The organism is Halioglobus sp. HI00S01 (genome assembly GCF_001635445.1).
Lineage (GTDB): Bacteria > Pseudomonadota > Gammaproteobacteria > Pseudomonadales > Halieaceae > Halioglobus > Halioglobus japonicus.
The window spans coordinates 100,543-119,602 of the sequence record NZ_LWEE01000058.1; the positions used below are offsets into that span (position 1 = coordinate 100,543).

Sequence of the window (19,060 nt, forward strand, 5' to 3'; positions counted from 1 at the left end):
TATATATGTAAAAACATATATATAGTAGTGCTGCCATGGCCTTGGCGAGGGTGTGACTCGCCGGTTAGGATGGTGCGCTATTCACAGTTGAAAGGAGGTGACGACCATGCGAGAAACGGCAAAACGAGTGGGTATCTGGGGTCTGGCCATGGGCATGATGGCGACCGCACTGCCGACGCTGGCGCAGTGGGAGCTGGACGATGCCAAGTCCAGTGTTGATTTCATAACCGTCAAGAATCTCGCGGTTGCGGAGAGCCACAGCTTTGAAAGTCTGATGGGTTTTATCGGCCAGGACGGCAATGCCACGGTGACGATTAACCTGGACAGTGTGAACACGCTGATCGAAATTCGCGATGAACGTATGCGCGAACTGCTCTTTGAAACTGCCGAGTTTCCAACAACGACGATTTCTGCGCTGATAGAGCCCGATATTCTCACCGCGGCTGCCGATGGTCGTGCGATGAGCACGGACGTTACCTTTGCCGTCAGCATGCACGGTCTGGAGAGGAAATATACAGCGCCGGTGGTGGTATTTGGTGATGAGGCGTCGCTGCGGGTGGTCACTGCAAAGCCTATTGTGGTCAGTGCGGCGGACTTTGGCCTTGCCGGTGGCGTGGAGGCACTGCGAGCAGTGGCCGGCCTGACGAACATCAGCACGGCCGTGCCGGTGAGCTTCAATTTATTGTTCGAATACGCCCGCTAGAAATAGCGGCAAGGTTGGGGGCAGTCATCTGATGCCCCCGGAGTTCAGGTCGCCGCGGTACTAGCCCCGCAGGTGCAGGAATCCATCTACACCCTCGAAGAACATCTGCACGGCGATCATTACCAGCACCATTCCCATCAGCCGTTCTACCGCGACCAGGCCGCGATTGCCCAGTACACGCAGCAACAGCGGCGCGCTCATCAAACACACGGCAGATGCGGCCCAGGCGCCGATCAGGGCCAGGGTCCAGTCCATCATCCGGTCCGGATTGGTGGTCACCAGCAGCATCGCAATCGCCAGGGCAGAGGGGCCGGCGACCATGGGAATGGCCAGCGGAACGATAAATGGCTCGCCTTCCGGGGTATCTCCCATCAGGCCGTAGGGTGACGGGAAAATCATGCGAATAGCGATCAGGAACAGGATGATCGCACCCGCAATACTGACTGACTCCTGGCGCAGGCCGAGCAGGTCGAGCAGGGCAGCACCGCCCCACAGGAACAGCAGCAGGACCACCAATGCGATGACCAGCTCCCGCGCAAGTACCCGTTGGCGGCGAGCGGGGTCCACATTCTTCAGCACCGACAGGAAGATGGGCACGTTGCCCAACGGGTCCATGACGAAAAGCAGGGTGATAAAAGCGGTCATTAAGTCCACGGTGAAATCCTGTATCAGTCGTTAGTTCAGCAGCCGCAAAGACCACCCCGCCAGGGCCCCATCCTCATCGAGAAAGGGTTCGGCCGTAGCATCACTGTAGCCGATATCGCGGGCGCGCGATCTTATGTGTTCGATACGGTCGCTGTCCAGTGCCGCGCTAAAAAGATCCTGCAGGCGCGCCTGTGCGCCAAGGAAGCCGGCCTCCTGCTTTTTCAGTGCCGCCGTGCGGGCCTCGGGCGACATGCGAGGTGCGTCGCCGCGCAGATCGTCAATCGCGCAGAACAGCCTTGCTGCAGTCTCGTCGTTGGGGAACGCACCGACAAACTGGCGCAATGCGTTCTCCAGCGCATTGTGGCTCTTCTGGAATTTGGGCTTGGTGGTCAGCTTCTCAACCGCCTGTGGATTGCGGGCCTTGCCCCAGCTGTCAAAGTGTCTCTTTAACAGCGTGAATAACTTCAATTGCTGTAGCGCAGCCTGATAAATGCGCGCGCTAAGCCCCTGCCGCTTGATCACCCCGGAACTCGCGTGGTGGGCGACGGCCTGGAAGCGGCCACCGGGGCGCAGTAAGCGGTGTATCTCCGCCAGGGTGGCGTCTATATCGCTGTATTCGAATCCGTACTGGGACACGATGAGATCAAAGCTCGCATCCGGGAATGGCTGTTGTTCGCAGGGCACCTCTGCACGAAAACTGATCTGCCCGCGCCATCGGGGGATATTAGAGTCGGTGCTGCTGGTATGCTCGCCGATGGCGGCGATGTCTGTTGCCGTCACCTGAAAGTGCTTGCCATGCGTTTCGGCGCACTCTACCGCGAGCGTGGCCAGAGCGCCGTTACCTGTGGCGATATCAAGGATATCGGCTTCGGATAGTTCCGCGAATATCTGTAACCAGTGCGCGCGCGTCGCGCCTTCATAGTTATTGATGAGCGCGGGGCCGAAGCTGGTGATGTGCCCCTCGGACCACCACTGGCTCCAGTGCTCGGCTGATGAATTTTTACTGGCAGGCACCTGTGCCCCTCCGCTGGCGAAGTGCCTATAATACTCTCCTTCGAAGCGCAGGTAATCCCATGGCCAAACCCAGCAAGAAAAACAAACAGGCAGCGCCGCCGCCCGCTGAGATCATGCGCCTTGCCAATATCATGAACTTGCGCAGTCAGGTGTACGAACACACCGAGTGGATGGGTTACAAGGCGGCATAATGCCCCATGGACATCTGGTTCTACCTGGAGTCAATGCATAAGCTGCAGACCGACCTGTTGGTGAAGACCGGAACACTTCAGGGCGTTTCCTCCCCGTTCTTTGGCCGCTTATCTACGTGCTATAGACGAAAGCGATGATCCGGCCGCCATGAGCAATCTGGCACGGCTCTATGACCGAGTTGGAGAGCAGTATGCCGCTCAAATGCGAACATTCAGTCGTCAGAATCCCTACCATTTGTACCACCTAGCCGAGCAGGCCTATGCGGAGGCAGACTACGAGGAGGACGAGCACTTTCTTAACATGGCCATACTCCGCAATTCCAACGTACATTAGTCCTACCGTTTGATGGGGTCCTCTCAATTGACTCGAAATGAAGTGCGAAAAGTTGAAGATAGTTTCCGTAAGGCAGCCGGGATTGCCGAGGGGGAGCAACAGTAGATCTGCAATCGCGAGCAGGATATACTGAAAATCGTTTCAGGGTCCCAGGACTGATTAAGATGACTTCTGCCCGAGTTATGACCGGGTTGGCACTGTTCTTCCTGGCAACGTCCTCGGGCGTCACCGCGGGGGAGTATGACGCCGGATGCTGCAGCTCTATCGTTCCAAAATTGCCCACCGCCACAGCTTACGGCGGCAACCTTGCGCGTCTGGACGACCCGGTAAACGGCTACAAACCGCACATCCACTCCCCACTCGACTCCGGCGGACTTGCGACCTATCTTGAAGAATCTCTGGGTTCCACGCAGGCCTTCGGCCCCTATTCAGCAGAGCAGGCAGTGGCGTTCAGTCGCCAAGGCGCCGTTCACCATGAGAATCAGCGTTATTCTCAAGCCATAGACTCCTATAGCAAGGCGATTCACCTGCTGCGCGTCAACGAAGGCCTTGAAACACCTCTGCAGATTCCGCTGGTGCAGCAGATAGTGGAAGCCTTGATGGCCCAGGGCCAGTTTGTCGAAGCCGACAATTACCAGAACTACCTTTTCAGGATCCAGCGGAAAAATATGCACGCGGCAGATCCTGAAATGCTATTGGCTGTTGAGCAGTACGCGGACTGGCAGCGCAATGCTTACATTTCTGAACTGGACCGGGAGCGCTACCCGCGCATTCTTGGGATGATCGACCTGTATTCTGAGATGGTGGATGCCGTGATCTCGCGCGAGGGTGAGCATGACCCTGCAGCTCTTCCTTATCTTCTGGGCAAGCTGAAGGCCCAGTACCTGATGTCCACTTATGCGGGTGAGTCCGAGGCCTCCGTCGCAGTCGAAATGCGACAGCAGGATCACGTCGAGTTGCCGACATTGAAAAAGATGCGGTTCATGCGTTTTCGCGACTTCAACTATCGCTACGGTGAGCAAAACATCAGGCAAATGCAGGCGATCGTAGACAATGATCCGTCGAAGAGCATGCGGGATCGAGCCGATATGGTGGTGGCACTGGGCGACTGGTACCAATGGCACCATCGTTACGCTCTGGCCCAGAACACTTATGCGGATGCGTGGGAACTGATGGATGACGAGCCGGAAGTCGAGATATGGCGACAGCAAACTTTCGGCACACCACTGGAGTTGCCTAGGGAGGTCGTCTTCCAGCCGGGGCGCTTGGTCATACCGGTGCCCCACAGCGGCGAGGTGAGGCTACGCTTCACGGTGTCCCGGCACGGTAAAGCTAGGGATATTGAAGTTCTTTCCCCTAGTGAGCTTGACAACTCGGATACGGTGAATCGTAGCCACCGTTTTCTCAAGAACATCCGATTCCGGCCCAGCCTTGTCGCCGGAGAAGCGGTTGCATCCAGCCCGGTAGAGCGCAGTTACCTCATTCGCTATTGATCGCCCACACTCGCCCGCGACAGGCTCAACCTTTACAATAGGGACTTGACTTCAGATACTGCTAGGAAACCCTATGATTGTAGACGCTAAGCAGCGCGCTGATATCGCCGCTGCGATGGATCATCTGCAGCGCGGAGACTTGGCGGGTGCTAAAGCACAGCTCGCCGAGCTCGAGCGCCGTTACCCGCAGAACCTAGAGCTTAAGCTGCACCGGGCCCTCGCCCATCGATTATCTGGCGAATTCAGCACGGCAGTGCAGGTTCTCGATCAGGCGCTCTCCGCAGATCCTTACTTTTTCCTTGCATTGCTCTCCAAGGGCGAAATACTCAAACAGATGGGTAAGGAGCGATTAGCAGCCGAGATCTTTGCCAATGCGCTCAAAATTGCGCCGACTGAGGGCCAGATACCAAGTTCGCTGAAAGCACCCATCGCCAGGGCGCGCGAGACCGTGGATGCGGTCAGCGTGGAGTTGGAGGCGTATTTGCGTGATGCCATTGCGGGCATTGACAGGTTCTCATCCGGTGACACCAGTGCGCGCATCGAGGAGACAATCGGCATTCTTGCTGGCACAAAGCGAATCTACAATGCCGAGCCCATTCAATTGCATATCCCACGATTGCCGGCCATACCCTTCTTCGACAGGGAATACTTCCCGTGGCTGGAGGCGCTCGAAGCAAACACTGGGACGATCCGCGACGAGCTTGTTGCGCTGCTGGAGCTGGACCTACCTGGGTTTGCGCCCTACATAGACTATCCGCCCGGCACCCCGGAAAACCAGTACAAGGAGCTCAATGGCTCCGAACTATGGAGCGCACTATGGCTGTGGCGAGATGGCGAGCCCCAGCTGGAGCCACAGCGTCTGTGCCCTCAGACCACAGAAGTTTTGTCGTCGATACCCATGGCTGACCAACAGGACTTTGCCCCTACGGCAGTGTTCTCCGCGCTGGCACCTAACACGCGAATCCCTCCCCACACCGGCTCGACTAATGCCAGGCTGCTGGTGCACCTGCCCTTGGTGCTGCCCGGCCCGGCGGGATTTCGTGTGGGCAACGAGACTCGCGAGTGGCGCCTTGGGGAGGCCTGGGTATTCGATGATAGCATCCAACACGAGGCGTGGAATAACGCAGACGAAACGCGCGTCATCCTGATTTTCGACGTGTGGAATCCGCTGCTGAACGAGGCGGAGAAAGAAATGATACGCGTGTTGCTGCGTGCCAACTATGCCTGGAGTACCCAAGAGGGCTAGTACAGCAGTCCGGCGTCTTCCAGAATCTTCCTCGCGGGAGCCATGCCTGCCTCTGCCCGGCGCCATGAGCCGATTGAATCCTTATTGACGGGATTGCGCACCTGCATAGCGCTGGCCGTCATCGATGCAGAATCCAGCTTGTAGAAGTCCAGCACGGCGTCTTCCCAGGTCAACTCGATAGCGCTTAGCAGGTTGCGCGAGACCTGGTCAGGATCAGAAACAAGGGACTCGTAGGCAACGTCAACGATTCTATCGGGGTAGACTGAGTGCCAGTGATCCATGAGTGCGCGATAGCTGACTAGGTAGTGGGCCAACTCTTCCAAGTTGTATGAGAAGTTGTAGGCCCCGAAGAAAATGGTTTTATATACCGCGTAGCAGGTATCCATGAGGTCGCGCGTGAGGTGAACGATCTTTGCCTCCGGCATTGCGGCTAGAATGTAGCCGCAGTACTGGAAATTGAATGGCAGTTTGTCCACGAAGCGGGGTTGCTCCCCCACCAGCTGACGGGCTGCGGCCATGTAATCCCTGCCGAGTTTTGTGAAGTCGAGGGCAAGGGAGGTATCGATAGTGGATGTCTTTGCCGGCGTTTGCTGCATCGCTTCCGACAGCAGGTTCGGAAAATCTGTGAATTCCCCAAGGGATGCGACCTGACTATGGGAGTTCAGTATCCGTTCCACCAGGGTGGTGCCGGTGCGTGGCATCCCGACCACAAAAATGGGCCCGGGCTCCGCGTGGCCTTCCCCGAGCTGCTCGAGGGCCGTGGCAGTAAATGTACTCATGATGTGTTCATGGGCGCCCACCTCATCCTCCAGCGAAAACTGGACGGTATTGCGGTAGGCTCGGGCACCGCGCTGCAGTGCCTCGAAAGAGGCGGCATAATTGCCACAGTCTTCATACTCCTTAGCCAGCGCGTAATTGGCGACCCCCACGAACCGGGGGTGTTCCTGGGCCTGCTCTAGCCGTTCCCTGATATCGTCTATGTGGTTATCTTCGGCACTCTGCCTGCGCAGAGTGGACCGCAGGTGCAAAGCGCCGTGATGAAAAGGCTGTAGTTCCAGCAGTCTTTCGGCGTGCGCAGTCGCTTCTTCTGGTAGGTTCAGGTGGAATTCGATAATGGCGAGGTCGTAGAGCAGCTCAATACTGTCCGGCAACTCCTCTATCGAGGTGAGCAGCCATGCCCGGGCACCTTCAAGATCCTGGCAGTCACGCAGCACGTGGGCAACCGTGCGTTGCTGCCATAGGTCTCTACTGACATAGCGCTGTGCGGCCTGTACCGCGTTGCGAGCGTCTTCGCGCCTGCGCAGTTCAAAGAGGAATTGGGCTCTGCGCACCAGTAACCTAGCGTCCGTCGAATTTGCGGTTATCGCATTCTCCAGTCGCTCCAAACCTAGACCCGTTTCATTGCGTTGACGAGAGACTTCGGCCGCAAACAGGCTCGCTTCCGGCTCTTCCGGGAAGCCGGACAGCAACTGCCGGGCGAGCCGCTCGGCGTCCTCCAGTCTTCCTTCGCGAAGGTGATTAACTGCCGTCGACAGAATGCTCTGCAGTGCTTGGGTCACGTTAGTTCTCCTGCTAGGGGGGTAGTCTGGTTCAGTTCCGGGGCAGCAAATCAAAGGCCACCGTGATCCGGGACCGCTGCGAGGCAAATGGTACTGTACCGTGCCACATGTAGGATGGGAACAGCACAAGGGTGCCGATTTTGGGCCGCAGGACTCGCCGCGGTTCTAGGTCTGATGGCGGCTCCAGCGACGGCACTCCAAACTGTATATGGCCTGCTTTGTCCCCTACCTGCTGCGCCTGAACCTCATGGGGAAGGGCGATGTAGAGGGCAGAACTGAGCCAGCCCTCCGAGTGAATGTGGTTGGTGTGAAAACCTTCGTTGCGTAGCCGAACGGACCACGCCCCTGCAAATTTGACCTCGGTTTGCGCCTTGGCCCGGCGCCCCCACAGTGGATGTGTGGGGTCGTGTGGGAAGCGTTCGATAATCTGAGCGACGGCTGCCCTGATACGGGTCTCTAAATCTTGTAACAGTGGCTCTCTCAGGCGGAACAAGTGTCCATTAGTCTGGGTTCCTCCTCGAACCGTCTGGTCGATAGGGTGGGCCTGGCTTCGGTGCAGTTGTTCCAGTACTTCCTGTATGTCGGCCATGAAGACGCGAATATCTGAGTAACCCTCTGGCGGTGTGAGCGTCACGGTATTGACCATGGTCTCATAGTCCATCAGCCAGTGTTCGCGTGCGTCGCCTAGCATCTGCCACGCAGTGCCCAGGTAGGCCAGCCCAAGCTGGTCTTGCGGATGCGTTTCAAGTGCGCGCGAACACAAAACCTCCGCGCGCGCGGGATCGCCGTTGGCCAGAAGATGCTGGGCGAAGTTGAGCATGATCCCCCTATGGGTAGGGAACGCTTCTTCGAGCTGCGAATAGATGGCCGTAGCTTCTGTGGGCTCGCCGGCCCTAGCGGTGCCCATGGCCATCAGCATCCGTATCTCGGGTGTCTGCGGGCATCCCAGGGAGGCCGCCACGCGCAGCGCTTCCTCACTCTCATCATAGCGATTGAAGCGGTTGAGCAGTTCTACCAGTGTCTGCCATACGTCCGGCCGTTGCGGCAGGTTGCGGGCGGACTGCCACAATGTGAGCAGTGGATCACCGGGGGCCTGCAGCTCCCAGTGTAAGCGGGCGTGGGACTTTAGCAGCATTGGGTTGTCCGGGAAACGCCTGACACCCTCGACGGCTGAGGTCATGGCACCATCTGCATCGCCCATTTCCAGCTGTGACTCCGTCAAGTTGCGATAAAGATCGGGAGCTTCGAAGCCGAGGACACGCGCCTGCTTATAGGCCATTGCAGCAGCCTCAAACTCACACTCCTGTCGCAGCAGCTGCGCGAGGGAGTATTGAAGCCGGGGAGCGTTGGTTGCTTTCTCTAGGCCGCGCCGACAGGCTTTGATCGCTGCTTTCGGTCGTTCCTGCTTTTGTTCGATGGCCGCCAGGAGCTCCCAGCCAGGCGCGTGATCAGGGGCGAGCTTGGTTACCTTTATAGCGCTGCGGTGCGCGTCGGCGAGCTCGCCTGTATTGAATTGCAGAAGACCTAGCTGGTACCAGCCCGGGACAAAGTCCGCTGAGGATTTTACCGCTCGACGCAGAACCTTGCGCGCCTCCTTTAGCTGCTCTTGACTGCGCAGAAAAGCCGCGAAATTCACCATGAAGTCGGGGCGCCGCGGTGCAAGGGATAGGCTTTTGCGAAACAATGCCTCGGCTTGCTGCGACTGGCCGGCATCGCGCGCCGCCATGGCTAGAAAATGGGTGGCATCCGAACTGTTGGGATTGTTGCGCAGTACCTGTTGGCAGATTGCCACGCCTTCGTCGCGCCTGCCGGATTGTAAAAAAGACGCCGCCTTTTGCAGCATCGCGCGCTCTTGCATGGGTTGCCCCGAACCTGAGTCATACACTGGGAAGAGTAGCGATGATACCACAGCGAGGGTTTGGCCTCTGCGTTTCGGTGCTGATCCAGCACAAGCGGCTGCGAGGTAGAAAAAAAGGCCGGCATAAGCCGGCCTTGTCTGAGTTAAATTGAGCTCTTTTAGAACTCGAAGGTCGCACCAACGAACCAGTACTGCCCCAGCGCATCATAGTAGCCTGGGAAAGTATTGCCGTTTTCACGAGCGGTCACACCCTGAGGTACGTACTCGGGCTCTTCGTCGGTAATGTTGCTGACACCTGCACGTATTCTCGCCCAATCAGTAACATTCCAAGTACCGGAGAGGTCAAGGTAGTTGACCGCATCCAGGTCGGAGGGCGGGTTGGCGGTGAACTCCTGCTTTACTTCACCGATGTAGCGCCACGTCAGGTTGAGGTTGACGTCCCAGGGGGTGGCCCAGTTAGCAGAGAAGCGATTGCGGTTTTCAATTGTAGGAGTACCACAAGAACCACCGTAGGCGCCCTCGCAGCTGACGACGCCAGCGCCGGGGTATTCTTCCTGCTCCCAGCTGTCGATGTAGCCATAGTTGTTGTTGAACAGGATGCTACCCATACTACCTATATCGAGGTTGTAGTTGATCTCTACGTCGATACCTTTCACGCGGAAGAAGCCGATATTCTGCGAAAGGGCCTCGATACCGTTGTCCGGACCGGCGCTACCCAGCCACAAAGAGTCGTTCTGACCACGGCGAATCTTGTCACAGAACTGGCCGTTCTCGATACACTGGATAAGAGTGGTTTCTGCCGCGATGTTGGAGATCGCATCGGTAATTTCGATGTCGTACCAGTCCAAGCTGAAGCTCAGGCCATCAATATAGCTGGGGGTAAATACAAAGCCGACAGAATAGGTGTCGGACTCTTCCGGAGCCAGTTCAGTACTGCCGCCGATCAGCGCGTTGTACTGGCTCGCAGGAGAATCAGTCGGGCCGCCGTTGTTCCATACAGCCTGGCTCACGCCTGTGCGAGCACATTGCTCGAACGTATAGCCGCGACCGGACCGACCGTTAACTACGTTGCCACAGGGGTCGTCGTCCATCGCGAACAGTGTGCCCTGCTGGGGCTGGAACTGGTCGTTGATGTTCGGCGCACGCACTGCACGCTGGTAGCTGGCTCGCACCTTGATGTCCTGATCGAAGGCCCAAGAACCTGCAAACTTATAGGTGTTGGTAGTCTCACCGCTGGGGTCGTAGTCTGAGTAACGATAGCCAACGTCTAGTACGACCTCTTCCATGAAGGTCTTGCCTTCTACCAGGGGTATGCTGGCTTCGACGAAGAACTCCATTACGTCGTAGCTTCCGTCAACAGGGGTTAGGGCTGCGCCAAGACCACCTACCTCGCCGTTCAGAGCCGCATCATCGGGCTGGTAAGTTAGGCTTTCTTTGCGGTACTCGGTGCCCAGTACCACGTCAATGCCAGTCTGCGCGGTGGGAATCTGGATACCGTAGTCTCCCAGAGAACCTTGGACGTATGCACTGAAGACTTCCTGGTCGGTGGTGCCGGTCTGAAAGTACTGCTGGTTCAGCCAGCCAGTCTGATCAGGGGTAACGCCGTCAGTCTGCCAGATGTTCCAAGGCACACAGTTGCCGCCAGAGAGACACACGATGTTACCATCTGCGTCACGAGTCGCGAGCAGCGCTTCCTGCGCATTAGCAATGTTTACGTAGCTGCTGCCTCTTGAACGCATGTCCACTTCCGCGTACTGCCAGGAAGCGTCGTAGCGCCAGGTCTCGTTGATGTCGCCGCGAACACCGAACAGGTAGCGGTAGGTGGTATGACGCAGGTCTTCCTGGCGAGGACCGCCCTCCACGTTGCGACGTCCGAAGATGGCGCCTACAGTCGTGTCGTCAGAAGCACCGGCACAGCCGATGGTGTCTCTCTGCTGAGCTGACAGGTAGGGGTTGCCACAGTTTACTTCGAAGCCACTGTTGAAGAAGACACCTGCCGGGCCGAACTGGGCCACGGTGCGGTTGTCCATGAACATCAGTTCGGTATAGGCCTCGACGTGCTCATTCAGCTCATAGTGGCCAAAGGCACCAAGGGTGTAGCGCTCATCAGGACGCTGGTAGTAGCTGGGTGCGGCAAAGTTGAAGCGCTTGCCGAGACCAGGCTCAAGGCTGTTGCCCTGAACGTTGTAGATGTTAGTGTACCCGTCGTTTTCAAAGTAGAAGGAACCGGCTTGGTTTGTGGCTGAGCCCAGACACGCCAGGGAGCCATCTGATACGCGGCGTACCGCACATGCACTGTAATCGCGATCGCCCTGCAGAACAGGTTCGATCTCACGGTAAGTACCCCAGGCAGTGATATTGCCTCGGCCGTTGTCGAAGTTTCCGCCCAGCATGATGGTGATGTCATCGATATCACCGTCATTCTGTACGCCGTCGGGTACGGGGAAGCCGGCTGCCACGGTGGCATCGCCAGGAGCGTTACCGCTGTTGTCATGGCGGTATGCAGCGTGCTGGTAGTCGATCTTAATGCCTTCAAAATCATCCATCATGACGAAATTGACGACACCAGCGACAGCGTCGGATCCGTAGGTAGAAGAGGCACCACCGGTCAGGATTTCAACCCGCTTGACCAGAGACGTAGGGATCAGGTTAAGGTCGGCGCCTGATTCAGACGACAGGGGCGAATTGGCGGGGAGACGACGACCGTTCATCAGAACCAGAGTACGGCTTACGCCGAGATTACGCAGCTGGGCCGTTGCGGTACCTTGTGATTCAATGGATTGGCCGGCGCTCTGGTCCAGATAGACTTGCGGCATGGAATTGAGCACGTCTTCGATCCGAGTAACACCGGTGAGTTCGATCTGCTCAGCGTCCAGCTCGGTTACTGGGCTTGAGGTTACCAGGTTTGCCTTGAGGATTCGTGAGCCGGTGACAACAACTTCTTCAAGTTGGTCAGCACCTTCCTGTGCGGAGACCTGAGAGGACACACCTGCGCCCATCCCCAAAATAGCACTCACAGCGAGTGCTAGTGGTTTTCTATGCATCATTTTAATACCCCTGTATTTTCTAGATAAAGGTAGGCCACTTTTATAGTGGGCGGAGCCACGCGACCATATGGGTAAGACGTACAAGTCTCCCTTAACCTCAAAGCAGTGTAGGTGTTGTGAGCATTAAAAAATGTGAAAAATTCACGATTGTGGAGGGTTGTGGGAGCATTGATGGTTGGTTTGCTGTCAACTTCTGCTTTTTGACCCTGATACCGCCTCAGACGGCGATTTTGTTCACTATTTGACCAGACTGACGCCGACGCTCTTATCGGTCTCAAGCACTGTCATTTTGTAAAACCCGAGCCAGTTGCGGGTGATTTCGATTTCCGGGTTGGGCTCACCCCGATGCTTGTAGCGGCCCGAGAGCCGCTGGCGCCAGACCTGGCCATTATCCAGGTAAAACTTCGTCTCGCCGTCCCACCCCTGGAAGTCACCATCTATCCGAGCCCGCAGGGAGAAGAATCCCCGGGCTTCCTTGACCTCCTCATTGTCGATCTGGAGCAGTTCCGCTTCCCCGGCTGTGTATTTCAGCAGCCAGGTATCGAGGGCGCGCAGCTGTTCTGCGTCCAGCTGTCCCAGTCCGGCGGCTTCGAACTCGTCACCACTCATCAGTTCGCGAATTCCTGGGAACTCCTCTGAGAATGCCGGCAGGGCTGGAAGAAGGAGAGCACAGGCAATCAGGCATACACACAGGTGTAGTGAGCGGGAAAAGAGTGCGGAAATAGGATCAATGGCAGTCCCGGTCATGGAGTTAGCCCTCTGGATACTGCGTTTACAGGCGCTGGGAGATTCGACTGTACCAGAAACGCCCTTTCAGTTCATGGGTGCGGCCGTCGATATTGTCATTGAACGCCGAGGCCGCCAAGGGTGCCTCGGCGCCGAGCAGGTTGTCCACGCCCAGGGTCAGCCGCAAGCCACCTAGTACGGGGACGGTGTAGCTGAGTTGCAAGTCATGCACCAACCAGCTGTCGATTTCGCGGGTATTGTCTATGCCTGGCACCAACTCCTCCATGCTGCCCACGTAGTGCATCTGCCAGCTACCGCGCCACCTGTCGCGGGCCCAGCGCAGACCCAGTTGGGCCTTCCACTCGGGGATACCACCCAATCCCTCGGAGGCTTCGTCACGGAATGTCCCAGCAAAATCTATTCGAGAGGCGGTGCGGTTCAGACGCGCTTTGTACCCCCGCATATAGGTGGAGCTGCCCACCAAGCTGAACTGGCCCCAGGGTCCTTTGCGGTAGTGGTAGGTGAGGGCCGTATCCGCGCCGGACACCTTGCGTTTTCCGATGTTGATATTGTTGGCCCGAACCAGTGTCAGGTTGCCCTGGGCGTCACGCTCGACTCTGTCTTGGAAGCTGCTGTCGCGGGCGCTCTGGTTGACAATAAACTGGGCGCTAGAGGAGACCACGTTCCCCTGGTCAATTATGAAATAGTCCACTGAGACCGCCAGGCCGGGGAGGGCGACAGGCGTCCAGACTAGCCCGGCACTATAACTGTTCGAGGTCTCGGGCCGCAGCTCGGTATTGCCGCCCTTGAGCGTGAGGAACTGGTTGCGTGACGGGTCCGCCAACTGGCTGCACCCCGGTAGTGCACTCACGTTCTTCGGGCGGGTGCAGGGGTCCTCTAGGAAGTCCTGGCTCTCTGTGACACCAGCGAACAGCTCGTTCAGGCTCGGCGCGCGAAACCCCTCCGCATAGTTGGTCCGCAGCAGGAACTCGGGCCCTACCTGCCAGTGTAGGGCCAGCTTAGGATTGATGGTGTCATCGAAGTCGTTGTAGTCCGAGTACCGAACGGCCGCTTCTACATCGAAATGGGAAAGGTTACTAGCACTTTTCCAGACCGGTAGTATTGCCTCCGCGTAAATTTCGATGATATTGCGATCTCCCCGCGTAGGTTCGAAATTGGTTGCGCCGATGGTGCCGATGTTGGCTAGCAGCGGGGAGGGGCGCTTTCTGGTGGACTCATGGCGTACCTCCAGTCCCATCGCCAGGTCCAGGCGGCCAGCGGGAAGGCCCTGCATAGCCCGGGTGACGTTGATACTACCCGAAGAAAGATGCGAGTAACCGCTCACTTCACCAACGGCGGTTATATAGTCAGCCTGTTCCTTCGTTATACTGCCAGCAGGTCCTGTCAAGTTGATCGGGATACATCCATCCAGTGCCAGCCCCTGGCAACCGGATGATGGGCCCAGGGCGCGGCGCAGATTGTCGGCATTGACAATGTTGGAGGTTACTTCGCTGGCCTCGCTGCGACTCCAGTTGTAACCGATGTCCCAGTGCCACTCACTGAATAGACCCTCGATAACCGCGCTGAACCGGGACACTCGGGACTCGTTGCGCTGGCGCCGGGTAGGAAGCTCGACCAGCCGTCGGCGTACATCGAGCAACTCTTCGCCAAAGGGGTTGTAGATATTGTCTGCGGCAACCACCAGCGGTTCTGTTTCAAAACCGGTGAACACCGGGGTGGGGGCTAGCGTGGACCTGGCATTGGTTTTGAGGTAGCTCAGCTCGACGTAGCCGGTGATGCTCTCGTTGAAGTCGTAGCTGGCATTGCCGTAGATGCTGCTTCGCTCCAGCGGCACCACTGCGGTGGTAAAGGCTTGGTAATTAAACAGGTCCTCGACGGTTGCGGCGCGGTAGCCGGAACCCTCGGCTATCAGCGTCTCTCCGTCAGGAAAGGCGATACGCGAATTGGGCGTGGCGCTGGAGCGTTGGTCAGTGCCGCCGATTGCCCGGGTGTCGGCATTGCTTGACACCTCGCGATCGCGACTGAAAATGGCCCCCTGCTCGTAGTAGGACGCACTGACAAAGAAGGAGCCCTCAGGCAGGCCGGTGCCGTACTGCAGCGTATGGGTGGTGGTATTGAGATCCCCCACGGAGGTTTCGCCGTAGAAGGTCTCGGCCAGGAATCCGTGGAAGTCACGCTTCATGATGACGTTGACCACGCCGGCTATGGCATCCGACCCGTAGATCGCCGAGGCGCCGTCCTTGAGAATCTCGATGCGCTCTACTGCTGCGGGGGAGATGCTGTTAAGGTCCACCGAGTCGCCCGCGAGGCCGTCATTGGCCACCCGTCGCCCGTTGATCAGCACCAAGGTGTTGCTCGCGGGTAAGCCCCGTAAGGTCACGGTGGCCGTGCCGTCGCCGCCATTGGAAATGGCGGTACTGATGGCGTTGCCCGACACCGCGGGAATGAATTTCAACAGTTCCCCCAGGGTCTGGGCGCCGCTCAACTCGATGTCGGGGGAAGACAGGATGTCCACCGGCGCGCCGCCGGTATAGCCGGTGCGGCGAATCCGGGAGCCAGTGACGGTTGTCCCATAGACCCAGGTCTCTTCGAGGCCCGGGGCGTAGATGGGGTACTCGGCCACCAGCTCGGCGGCTCCGGCGCAGCCCTCGACGCCCGGGCTGCACTCGCGCGGATAGACCGCGATGATGCGATCGTCCACGACTTCCCAGGTGAGACTGGTGCCCCTGAGTATTCTATCAAGCGCCTCGGCAGTGCTGCTCGCGCCGACCACAGGTGTCGAGGGCAGGTCGCGGATCTGTCGGTCGGAAAATACGATGGCGAGCCCACTTTGCTGGCTGAGCTGGATAAGGGCAGACGACAAGCGAGGTGAATCGAGGGTGAACTGGAGGGTCTCCTCGACATTGGCGGCGACGTGGCTGGCCAAGGCAAGACTGATGCAACCGCCTAGGAGGGCCCGGCGCCACGCAGAGCGTGTGCCTGGTGGCGGAAATTTACCTCGTCTTGTGATGTCAGTCACGGCTGTCCCGGCCGCGGCACCTTCGTCGCAAGCCATTGAAAATTGGAATATATTTTGGAATAGCGCCTGGGTCTAGCTAGAAGCTAGTAGTCCCAAGCAGGGGACTTTATAGCTTACTGGTCTGCTTTGAGCAACCGGACGGTGCCGCTCTCGAGGGTGTCATACTGGACGCCCAGGCTGACCTCGAGGGCCTTGAGAATTGCATCGGGTTCATCCAGCTGGAGTAAACCGGAAACGGTGAGGCCAGCTATGCTGGGATCGGCGATCAAGTAATTGGTCTGGTGATAGCGTTCGAGTTCAGCGATCAGTTCTACCAGCGGCATTTCATCGGCCACCAGCTCGCCCTGACGCCAGGCCAGTTGGGCGCTGAAGTCCGCGGGGGGTGACATTGCCCAGCCGTCACTGCTGGTGCGCAACTGCTGGTTAACCTGCAGTACTTTGCTGGTGGCCTTGTGGGCGCCGGTATCGACAATTTCGCTAACCCTGACCACGCCTTCAGTGACCGTGATATCGATAGCTGACGCCTGGCGGTACACATTAAATGCGGTGCCGATCGCCGTAACCCTGGTCTCACCGGCGTCGACGTGGAAGGGGCGTTCCTTGTTTGATTCCACCTGGAACCAGGCCTCGCCGCGGCGCAGGTCGATGTGGCGCTGCTCGTCGGTATAGGTCACGCTGATAGACGAGTCAGTATTGAGCACCACGCGAGACTTGTCGGGCAAGTTAATTTCGACGCGCTCACCGACGGCGGTCCGATACTCGGTGCTGATCGAATCCCCACCCAGCTCTGGGTAAATGAATACGGCTAGAAAGACGCTCGCTGCCAGCGCAGCAGCTCCTGCGTACCAGTGCGATGCGTTGGTTGCCTCGCGAGGGAGTTCGATTCTGTCAGTGCTGACTTCGGGTAAGGATTGTAGGACACCGAGGTCATCCCATAGGTCGAGCATCTGGTCCATTGCGGCGCGGTGGCTGGTGTCTTCACTCAGCCACAAGACAAAGAACTCTCTATCCTTTGTAGACACTTGATCCGAGCGCAGTCGCGCAATCCAGCCCAGAGCTGAGTCGCATGCGTGCTCGAATTGTCTGTTGCATTGTGTTTCCACGACTGCTTCCTGCGGCTACTTCCCGCTTTTCTCTGACGGCTTTGGTCGGGTTGCTTGCGATATAGCCTGTATCTTGATGTGACGAATGGGAAACAACTTCCCTCAATATATTCATGTGAAAGATTGTTAACCCTGCCTTATTGTCGATCTTCATGCAGATAATGTGACGCAAGTCTACGTCTGCAGTGCTTCAATGCCTGCAATATGTACTTTTCTACGCTCGAAACTGAAACTTGGAGCTGTTCTGCGATCGCGGAATAAGGCATTCCACTCTGGCGGTGTAATAAAAAGGCCTGTTTCACCTTGAACGGCAGCTCTTCTACCGCTCCCTCGATAGCCGCTAACTTTTCTCTAGCGCTGATAATCTGCTCGGGAGATACGCCCGCAGCGTTGGGGTCCTGCAGCTCGCCGTCCTCTACTATGCCTTTCTCACTTTTGAGGTATTTGTAGTGCAGCTGGCGCCGGCGCAGCTGATCCACAGCCAGGTTGGTAGCTACCTGGTAGAGGAATGCACGGGAATTATCTAGGGTCTCCGGCTTTTCGAGCCGATGCAGGCGAATAAACGCTTCCTGCGCCAGCTCCGCCGCGTCTTCCGGATTGCCGAGTTTGCGCGCCAGGTATTTCTCCAACGGCACGCCGTGCTCAGTCACCAGTTCGGCGATGAACTGGTCTCGGTTCGTGTTTTTCGTATCGTCGCTTGCCACAGCAAGATGATGCCACTGGGGAGCCGGCCGTGGCCAGCCCCCCGACAGCGCCTGATCAGAACAGAACCCGTGACCGGATGGTGCCTTCAATGGAGCCCAGCCGTTGCAGCGCAACATCGCTGTACTCTGCATCGACGTCGATCACCACGTAACCCACTTCCACGGTAGTCTGCAGGTACTGGGCGGATACGTTGACGCCGGTCTCGGAGAACACGTTGTTAATCGCGCTCATGATGCCGGGTACGTTGCGGTGAATGTGCAACAAACGGTGGCTGCCGGCGTGCTCGGGCAATGCCACCTCGGGAAAGTTGACCGAGGAGGTGGTAGTGCCGTTGTCGGAATACTTGGCCAGCTTCTCGGCGACTTCCATGCCGATGTTCTCTTGAGCCTCAACGGTACTCCCGCCAATGTGAGGGGTCAGGAAGGTATTGTCGAACTGACGCAGCGGGGAGATGAACTCGTCGTCGTTGGAGCGCGGCTCCACGGGGAAGACATCGATGCCCGCGCCGCCCAGGCGTCCCTCGGCGAGTGCTTCGGACAGCGCGTCGATATCGACAACGGTGCCACGCGAGGCATTGATCAAAATTGCGCCCTGCTGCATTTGCGCGAGTTCGGCTGCGCCAATCATATCCTGGGTGGCGCCGGTCTCCGGCACATGCAGGCTGACCACGTCGGAATTCCCGAGCAGGTTGTTGAGGCTCGGCACCTGGCGCGCATTCCCGAGCGGCAATTTATTAACCACATCGTAGAACTGCACCTGCATGCCCATGCTCTCGGCAATCACGCCCAACTGCATGCCGATATTGCCGTAGCCGACAATGCCCAGCTTCTTGCCGCGAATCTCGTAAGAGTTCACGGCAGTCTTCATCCATTCACCGCGGTGTGCCGCGGCGTTTTTCTCCGCCACACCGCGCAGCAGCAGAATCGCTTCGGCGATGACCAGCTCGGCCACGCTGCGGGTATTGGAAAAAGGTGCGTTGAATACCGCGACGCCGCGCCGGGTGGCCGCGTTCAGATCCACCTGGTTGGTGCCAATACAGAAGCACCCCACCGCTACCAGCTTTTTGGCGGCTTCGAAAATCTCTTCGGTCAGCTGGGTGCGGGAGCGGATGCCCACAAAGTGCGCGCCGGCGATGGCCTTCTTCAGCTCCTCGGGAGGCAGTGCCTTTTTGTGAAACTCAATGTTGGTGTAACCGTCGCGCTCTAGCGTTTCGACAGCGGACGGGTGAACGCCCTCCAGGAGTAAAAACTTGATCTTGTCTTTGGGCAGAGACTGCTGTGCCATGACCGCTCAATCCTGTGTTGTGGAGGCCCGTAAAGGGAGTGGACCAGAAAAAAAGGCGCGTATGGTACCATACGCGCCCCCTGATTCAGCGCCCTGTGAAAAATACCGGAGG

The 19,060-nt window shown here is 57.8% G+C and carries 15 protein-coding genes; 5 read left to right on the plus strand and 10 right to left on the minus strand.

All coding sequences use genetic code 11. The features are described 5' to 3' along the window. Positions 1-106: 106 nt before the first annotated feature. Positions 107-703, plus strand: coding sequence for a YceI family protein (locus A3709_RS08820; protein ID WP_082849999.1), 597 nt, complete (start codon positions 107-109; stop codon positions 701-703). A gap of 60 nt (positions 704-763) precedes the next feature. Here the strand turns inward: A3709_RS08820 and A3709_RS08825 are convergent, their stop codons facing one another. Together A3709_RS08825 and A3709_RS08830 are read right to left on the minus strand one after the other, a co-directional pair. Then, positions 764-1,348, minus strand: a complete 585-nt coding sequence (locus tag A3709_RS08825; protein WP_197484146.1) for a YhgN family NAAT transporter — start codon at positions 1,346-1,348, stop codon at positions 764-766. A gap of 30 nt (positions 1,349-1,378) precedes the next feature. After that, positions 1,379-2,362, minus strand: coding sequence for a class I SAM-dependent methyltransferase (locus tag A3709_RS08830; protein ID WP_066053191.1), 984 nt, complete (start codon positions 2,360-2,362; stop codon positions 1,379-1,381). 59 nt (positions 2,363-2,421) lie between these two features. Between A3709_RS08830 and A3709_RS24815 the strand changes: the two genes are divergently transcribed. The 4 genes from A3709_RS24815 (at position 2,422) to A3709_RS08845 (ending at position 5,626) form a co-directional block, all read left to right on the plus strand. Then, positions 2,422-2,553 carry a hypothetical protein gene (locus A3709_RS24815; RefSeq protein WP_255359731.1) on the plus strand — a complete coding sequence of 44 codons (132 nt, stop codon included), beginning with the start codon at positions 2,422-2,424 and terminating at the stop codon, positions 2,551-2,553. A 148-nt stretch (positions 2,554-2,701) separates the two neighbouring features. After that, positions 2,702-2,887, plus strand: coding sequence for a hypothetical protein (locus tag A3709_RS08835; protein ID WP_156507630.1), 186 nt, complete (start codon positions 2,702-2,704; stop codon positions 2,885-2,887). A gap of 164 nt (positions 2,888-3,051) precedes the next feature. Then, entirely contained in the window at positions 3,052-4,380 is a 1,329-nt protein-coding gene (locus A3709_RS08840) for a hypothetical protein (RefSeq protein ID WP_156507631.1), read from the plus strand. Between the two features lie 73 nt (positions 4,381-4,453). Beyond that, complete coding sequence (locus A3709_RS08845) at positions 4,454-5,626, plus strand: aspartyl/asparaginyl beta-hydroxylase domain-containing protein (protein WP_066053199.1); 1,173 nt, start codon at positions 4,454-4,456, stop codon at positions 5,624-5,626. On the opposite strand, the gene A3709_RS08850 is transcribed toward A3709_RS08845, so the two are convergent. The 8 genes from A3709_RS08850 to serA form a co-directional block, all read right to left on the minus strand. Next, positions 5,623-7,185: a tetratricopeptide repeat-containing sulfotransferase family protein gene (locus A3709_RS08850; protein WP_066053202.1), complete on the minus strand. Its 1,563-nt coding sequence runs from the start codon at positions 7,183-7,185 to the stop codon at positions 5,623-5,625. The two genes, A3709_RS08845 and A3709_RS08850, sit on opposite strands and share 4 nt — an antisense overlap. A 31-nt stretch (positions 7,186-7,216) precedes the next feature. Beyond that, positions 7,217-9,043: a tetratricopeptide repeat protein gene (locus A3709_RS08855; protein ID WP_066053205.1), complete on the minus strand. Its 1,827-nt coding sequence runs from the start codon at positions 9,041-9,043 to the stop codon at positions 7,217-7,219. Positions 9,044-9,201: 158 nt separating this feature from the next. Continuing rightward, entirely contained in the window at positions 9,202-12,060 is a 2,859-nt protein-coding gene (locus tag A3709_RS08860; RefSeq protein WP_231871149.1) for a TonB-dependent siderophore receptor, read from the minus strand. 267 nt (positions 12,061-12,327) lie between these two features. Next, positions 12,328-12,837 (minus strand): hypothetical protein, encoded by a 510-nt coding sequence (locus A3709_RS08865; protein ID WP_066053210.1) that lies wholly within the window; start codon positions 12,835-12,837, stop codon positions 12,328-12,330. Between the two features lie 25 nt (positions 12,838-12,862). Then, positions 12,863-15,763: a TonB-dependent receptor gene (locus A3709_RS08870; RefSeq protein ID WP_066053213.1), complete on the minus strand. Its 2,901-nt coding sequence runs from the start codon at positions 15,761-15,763 to the stop codon at positions 12,863-12,865. A gap of 206 nt (positions 15,764-15,969) precedes the next feature. Next, positions 15,970-16,959 carry a FecR family protein gene (locus A3709_RS08875; RefSeq protein WP_066053216.1) on the minus strand — a complete coding sequence of 330 codons (990 nt, stop codon included), beginning with the start codon at positions 16,957-16,959 and terminating at the stop codon, positions 15,970-15,972. Positions 16,960-17,096: 137 nt separating this feature from the next. Then, entirely contained in the window at positions 17,097-17,663 is a 567-nt protein-coding gene (locus tag A3709_RS08880) for an RNA polymerase sigma factor (RefSeq protein WP_197484132.1), read from the minus strand. Between the two features lie 55 nt (positions 17,664-17,718). Further along, positions 17,719-18,948, minus strand: a complete 1,230-nt coding sequence (serA, locus tag A3709_RS08885; protein ID WP_066053219.1) for a phosphoglycerate dehydrogenase — start codon at positions 18,946-18,948, stop codon at positions 17,719-17,721. Positions 18,949-19,060 lie beyond the last annotated feature (112 nt).

Coding starts and splice junctions, on each gene's coding strand:
- A3709_RS24815 (WP_255359731.1), top strand. CDS start 2,422: ATGGCCAAACCCAGCAAGAAAAACAAACAGGCAGCGCCGCCGCCCGCT.
- A3709_RS08865 (WP_066053210.1), bottom strand. CDS start 12,837: ATGACCGGGACTGCCATTGATCCTATTTCCGCACTCTTTTCCCGCTCA.
- A3709_RS08845 (WP_066053199.1), top strand. CDS start 4,454: ATGATTGTAGACGCTAAGCAGCGCGCTGATATCGCCGCTGCGATGGAT.
- A3709_RS08820 (WP_082849999.1), top strand. CDS start 107: ATGCGAGAAACGGCAAAACGAGTGGGTATCTGGGGTCTGGCCATGGGC.
- A3709_RS08825 (WP_197484146.1), bottom strand. CDS start 1,348: ATGACCGCTTTTATCACCCTGCTTTTCGTCATGGACCCGTTGGGCAAC.
- A3709_RS08855 (WP_066053205.1), bottom strand. CDS start 9,043: ATGCAAGAGCGCGCGATGCTGCAAAAGGCGGCGTCTTTTTTACAATCC.
- A3709_RS08835 (WP_156507630.1), top strand. CDS start 2,702: ATGAGCAATCTGGCACGGCTCTATGACCGAGTTGGAGAGCAGTATGCC.
- A3709_RS08840 (WP_156507631.1), top strand. CDS start 3,052: ATGACTTCTGCCCGAGTTATGACCGGGTTGGCACTGTTCTTCCTGGCA.
- serA (WP_066053219.1), bottom strand. CDS start 18,948: ATGGCACAGCAGTCTCTGCCCAAAGACAAGATCAAGTTTTTACTCCTG.